The 5,257-nt window shown below is 66.2% G+C and carries 6 protein-coding genes and 1 pseudogene; 3 read left to right on the forward strand and 4 right to left on the reverse strand.

All coding sequences use genetic code 11. The features are described from left to right. The coding region (locus I71_RS31180; RefSeq protein WP_042703496.1) for an integrase core domain-containing protein at positions 1-374 on the forward strand (374 nt) is incomplete at its 5' end. 52 nt (positions 375-426) lie between these two features. Further along, positions 427-813: pseudogene (locus I71_RS31185) on the forward strand (ISAzo13 family transposase); the annotation flags it as partial. Positions 814-936: 123 nt separating this feature from the next. Here the strand turns inward: I71_RS31185 and I71_RS31190 are convergent. Then, positions 937-1,725, reverse strand: a complete 789-nt coding sequence (locus tag I71_RS31190; RefSeq protein WP_042703498.1) for a cyclase family protein — start codon at positions 1,723-1,725, stop codon at positions 937-939. Between the two features lie 130 nt (positions 1,726-1,855). Here I71_RS31190 and I71_RS31195 point away from each other — a divergent pair, with 130 nt between their 5' ends. After that, complete coding sequence (locus tag I71_RS31195; RefSeq protein ID WP_042703501.1) at positions 1,856-2,770, forward strand: LysR family transcriptional regulator; 915 nt, start codon at positions 1,856-1,858, stop codon at positions 2,768-2,770. A 19-nt stretch (positions 2,771-2,789) separates the two neighbouring features. On the opposite strand, the gene I71_RS31200 is transcribed toward I71_RS31195, so the two are convergent. The 3 genes from I71_RS31200 to I71_RS31210 all read right to left on the reverse strand — a co-directional run. Next, a complete protein-coding gene (locus tag I71_RS31200) occupies positions 2,790-3,308 on the reverse strand; it encodes a cupin domain-containing protein (protein WP_042703503.1) in 519 nt (172 codons plus the stop codon). A gap of 14 nt (positions 3,309-3,322) precedes the next feature. After that, entirely contained in the window at positions 3,323-4,492 is a 1,170-nt protein-coding gene (locus tag I71_RS31205) for a S9 family peptidase (RefSeq protein WP_042703505.1), read from the reverse strand. A gap of 37 nt (positions 4,493-4,529) precedes the next feature. After that, on the reverse strand, positions 4,530-5,257 hold a 728-nt coding region (locus I71_RS31210; protein WP_042703507.1), incomplete at its 5' end, for an NAD-dependent epimerase/dehydratase family protein.

Genomic DNA, 5,257 nt, shown 5'->3' on the forward strand with positions numbered 1-5,257 from the left:
CGCTCGAACAGGCACTTCACGACCGCCGGCCTGCCAAGGGCAGTGGCCTCATCCATCACTCCGATAGCGGATCGCAATACGTTGCGATCCGCTACACCGAGCGTCTCACCGAAGCCGGCGTCGAGCCCTCCGTGGGCAGCGTCGGCGAATCCTACGACAACGCCTTGGCCGAGACCATCAATGGCCTCTACAAGACCGAGGTGATCCGCCGCCGGGGACCATGGCACACCCTGGAGGCCGTCGAGTTCGCAACCCTGGAATGGGTCGACTGGTTCAATCACCGCCGCCTCCTCGAACCCATCGGCAATATACCTCCCGCCGAGGCCGAAGCACGCTACTATGCTCAAGTCGAGGACGTCGCCATGGCGGCGTGACTCAACACAAATGGCCTCCAGGAAACCCGGGACGGTTCATCCGGCTGTGGTTGGAGAAGATGGGGCGCGGGTGCGGCTGTGGAAGCGTGAACTCCAGACATTGGCCGATCAAACAGGCTTGAGCATCCAGGTCAGCCACTATCCGCCGGGCACCTCGAAGTGGAACAAGATCGAGCACCGGCTCTTCTGCCAGATTTCCCAGACATGGCGAGCCCGCCCGTTGACCAGCCGCCTCGCCGTCGTCGAACTGATCGCCGCGACCACCACCAAAACCGGCCTGACGGTCGCCTGCGAACTCGACACCACCGACTATCCAAAGGGACTGAAGGTGAGCGACGCCGAAATGGATGCCATCGCCCTCACCGGCGATGACTTCCGCCCAGAGTGGAATTACACCATCCCGCCTCGACAGAAAAAGGGAGCGGTTGTTTTGGCGTAAGCCCTAACACCTATCGCGCTTTCCTCCTGCTCGTCCGTCCACATAGCAACCTCGCGAATGGTCTACAGACAACAGTTGGAACGACGTGGACGTACAGGCTCTCAGTCTTGTAGAGGCCGTCGATCATTCCCCGATGATCGCAACAGCACGTGTCCAACCCGCAGATGCACCGCGGATCTTGTGGGGAAAGCAGGACATCATGAACCCGAAAGGCGGCAGGGCTTCCAGATTGTGCAGCTTCTCCAGATGGCAATAGCCGATGTCGCGCCCGGCCTTGTGCCCTTCCCAGATCAGGCTCTTGTCGCCGGTCTCGACATATTTCTTCGCGGTGTAGGAGAAGGGGGCGTCCCAACTCCAGCCATCGGTGCCGGTCACCCGCACACCGCGTTCGAGAAGATACATCGTCGCGTCATAGCCCATGCCGCAGCCGGCGTTGATGAAGTCGTCATGGCCGTAGCGCGAGCCGGCGCGGGTATTGACCAGCACGATCTCCAGCGGTTGCAGCGTATGGCCGATGCGGGCCAGTTCGGCCTCCACCTCCGCCGCGGTGACGACATGGCCGTCGGGCAGGTGGCGGAAGTCCAGCTTCACACCGGGTTGGAAACACCAGTCCAGCGGCACCTCGTCGATGGTGATCGACCGGCGCGGCTCGCCCAGCTTGGCGTCCATCGTCGGATGGAAATGGTAGGGCGCATCGAGATGCGTGCCGTTGTGGGTGGTCAGCCTCACCCATTCCGCCGCCGCCGCCTTGCCGTCCGGCAGATCCTCTCCCTTCAGGCCGGGAATCAGCCGCTCGAAGGTCGCGACGGATTCGTCATGAGTCTCATATTCGATCGTCGGACGCAGACCCGGAGGATCGGAGAAGACATCGTTTTCAAGATAAATGGAAAGATCGATCAGACGTCGAGCCATAGCTGTTCCTCCCCATGGGCGGTTTTCTGAGCATTAACCACCAGATTTCATTTGAGAAATCGATTGTCAGGACCACGACAATCGGCGATACAGATGATCTGTTCCTATCGATTGCGCCGGCAGTGACCGCATGAATTTCAACCGTTTGGATCTGAACCTGCTGGTCGCCCTCGACGCCCTGCTGGAGGAACAGAGCATCACGCGCGCCGGCGAACGGCTGCATCTCAGCCAGTCGGCGATGAGCGGCGCGCTGGCCCGGCTGCGCGACTATTTCGGCGACGAGCTGCTGGTGTCGGTCCGGCGCAAGATGGTGCCGACCCCCCTGGCGGAGCTGCTGCGCCCCCGCATCCGCGCCATCCTGCTGGACATCCAGGCGACGCTGGAAACCCGGCTGGACTTCGATCCCGCCAGCGCCAAGCGCCATTTCCGCATCATCGCGTCCGACTATGTGCTGGCGGTGCTGGGCATTCCCGCCGTCACAAAGCTGTCGAAGCTCGCCCCCGGCATCACTTGCGAGTTCCTGTCGCAATATGCGCAGCCGACCGATCTGCTGGAACGCGGCGAGGCCGATTTCCTGATCATGCCGCACCCCTACCTGTCGCCCGACCACCCGTCGCGGCAGCTGTTCGAGGACGATTACGTCTGCGTCGTCTGGAAGGACAACGAGCTGGTCGGCGACAGCCTGACCGAGGCGGAGTATCTGGCGCTCGGACACATCACCACCCGGTTCGGCAACACCAAGCGCATGCCCTCCTTCGAGGAGTGGTTCGTCTCCAACGGTGGCCGTGCCCGCCGGCTGGAGGTCGTGACCTACGATTTCAACTCCGCCATCCAGATGGTGATCGGCACCCAGCGGGTGGTCACCGCCCACCGCCGGCTGGCCGAGCGGCAGGCCCGCTTCCTGCCGATCCGGCTCGTCCCCTTGCCGCTGCCGATGCCCAGGCTGGCCGAGCATCTGCAATGGCACCAGTATCAGGACAGGGATCCGGCCAACCGCTGGATGCGCGACCTTCTCGCCTCCTGCGCCGAACGGCCCGACGGCTGATCCGGCCGGCGCCGCGCCGTCAGGGCATCAGGTGCAGGTCGGGCAGTCTAGCGCGCAGTTCCTCGCTGAACTCGCCGTGCAGCAGAACGAAGGCCATGCGGGCGATGCGGTCGGAGCGGTTTTCCCACGCATGGTCGGTGCCGCGCTGGACCACCACGTCGCCGGTCTTCAGCGCCACCTCGCTTTCGGTCAGGATCAGCACCATCTCGCCCTCCAGCACGATGCCGTAATCGACCGTGCTGGTCCGGTGCATCGGGCTGCGCACCCCGCCGCGCCCTGCCGGGAGGAAGTCGATGATGCGGATGGCGCTGCCGCCTTCCCGGGGGTGGATGGCCGGCCGGTCGCTGGTCGGCTCCTCGGCCGGGACCGAACCGATCGGCGCCGGACTGCGGTCGGTGCCCCAGATCTCGTAGAAGCGGGCGCCCGGCAGGGTGCGGCTGTGCGGCGGCGCTTCCGCCGCCAGCATGACCGAGGCGCCGGTGGCATCATGGCCGGTGACGATGCGGCGGCCCCGATAGGGGGTATCTTCCTGGCTCACGGCATGCTCCCGGTTCAGGCGGTGCGGCCGCCGAGGGTCTCGGCCACCCAGTCCGCGATGTAGTTGGCGGCGTTGTCGCTGTTGTCGAAGCTGCTGTGCTGGATGCCGCCGTCGCGCGGGGTGAAGATCTTCAGCTCGCGCTTCGGGCTGTTGACCAGCTGCTCATAGCTGCGGTGGGCGTATTCCAGCGGGATCTGCTTGTCGGCCTCGCCATGGGTGACGAGGAAGGGCACACGGATGCGGTCGAGCACGCCGTCGAGCGTCACCTTCTCGGCGATCGCCATGAACTCGTCCATGTCGCCGGCACCCCAGACCCAGCGGACATGGTCCCAGTAGTGCGGCACCGGGCGTTCGCCCTCGCGGGCCAGACGGCGCTTCTGCACCTCGCCCCAATTGTGGTTGGCGCCCCACACCACGCCCATGGCGAAGCGCGGCTCGAAGGCGACGGCGCGCGGGCAGTAATAGCCGCCGAGCGACACCCCCTCCAGACCGATGCGCTTCGGGTCGATATCGGTCCGGCCCTCCAGCCAATCGACCACCCGGCTCGCCCACACCTCGCTGTTGTAGACGGCGGTTATGCCGTGCAGGCGCAGCGCCTCGCCGGTGCCGGGCTGGTCGACGATCAGGGAGGCGATGCCGCGCTTCGCCAACATGCGCGGCAGGCCGACGCGGTATTTCATCTCCTTGGTGCTGTCGAGGCCGTTGACCTGCACCAGGATCGGCGCCGGCCCCGAAATGCTCTCGGCCACACCCTCGGCCCGGACATAGAGGCCGGCGATGTGGGCGTCGCCATAGGGAATCTCGACCCGCTCGCAATTCTCCTTCGCCAGCCGGACGCCCTTGCGGAACGCCTCCTGGAACCGGGCGTAGAGGGCGACGCGGCCGTCGCTGCCATGGGCCTGCATCCGCTCCGCCGTGATCAGGTAGGTGGCGGCGCGGTTCAGCTTGTCACCGGCCGACAGCAGCCGGCCCTGCGCCTCGTCCTCCGCCGCCAGTTCGCACAGCTTGTCGGCCATGGCGACCCAGGATTCCATGAACAGGCGGGTGCCCGCGTCATCGCCCTGCTTCGACACCTCAAGCAACGGCGCGCACATCTCCTCGATCTCGCCGATCTTGGCGCCCATCTCCAGCGCCAGATCGACCGACAGGTTCCAGACATAGTTGGTCGGGAAGTAACGGAACATACCCCATCCCCTTTGTTCGTTTGAACGCCGGCCCGCCTCAGGCGGCCAGCGCGGTGCGGACCAGCGCGTCGGCCGACCCGTCATGGCGAAATCCCAGCCGTTCCGCCGCCGCCGCTACCAGCGGCGGGAAACTGCCGAAGACAGCCTCCAGCCCGGCGTCGGGGTCGTAAGCGATGCGGTCGCGGCAGCCATCGCCGAAGCGGCGGGCCAGCGCCTCCACCACCTCCGCGACGGTCAGACAGAGGACCGGCAGCGGCCAGACCCGGCGTAATTCCAACGCCTTGCTGTCCAGCCTCGCGGCATGCAGCAAATTGTCCACGCAGCAATCCGCCGACATCCACCAGGCGACGGCCCTCGGCGACACCGGGCAGACATAGGGTTCCCCGGCCGCCGCCGCCCACATCAGTTCGCTCATGAAGGCGGAGCGCAGGCCGGCGGACGCAGCGCGCGGCCTGGCGACGATGCCGGGCAGCCGCAGGCCCCGGCCGTCGAGGCGGCCGATGCGGCTGAGATCCTGCAACACCAGCTCCGCCGCCAGCTTGTGCGCGCCATAGCTCAGCACCGGGTGCGGCAGGGTCAGGTCGTCCACCGGCGAGGGCAGCGGCGCGCCATAGACCGCGACGCTGCTGGCGAAGACGACGACCGGAGGGGCTTCCCCACCGGCGGACCGGCGGCCGAGTCGGTCGAACAGCGCCAGCGTCGCGTCGAGGTTGACCCGCCGGCCGGCCTCGTAATCTGCCTCCGCCGCTTCGCCGGCCAGGCTGC

It is taken from the genome of Azospirillum sp. B506 (assembly GCF_000333595.1).
GTDB lineage: Bacteria > Pseudomonadota > Alphaproteobacteria > Azospirillales > Azospirillaceae > Azospirillum.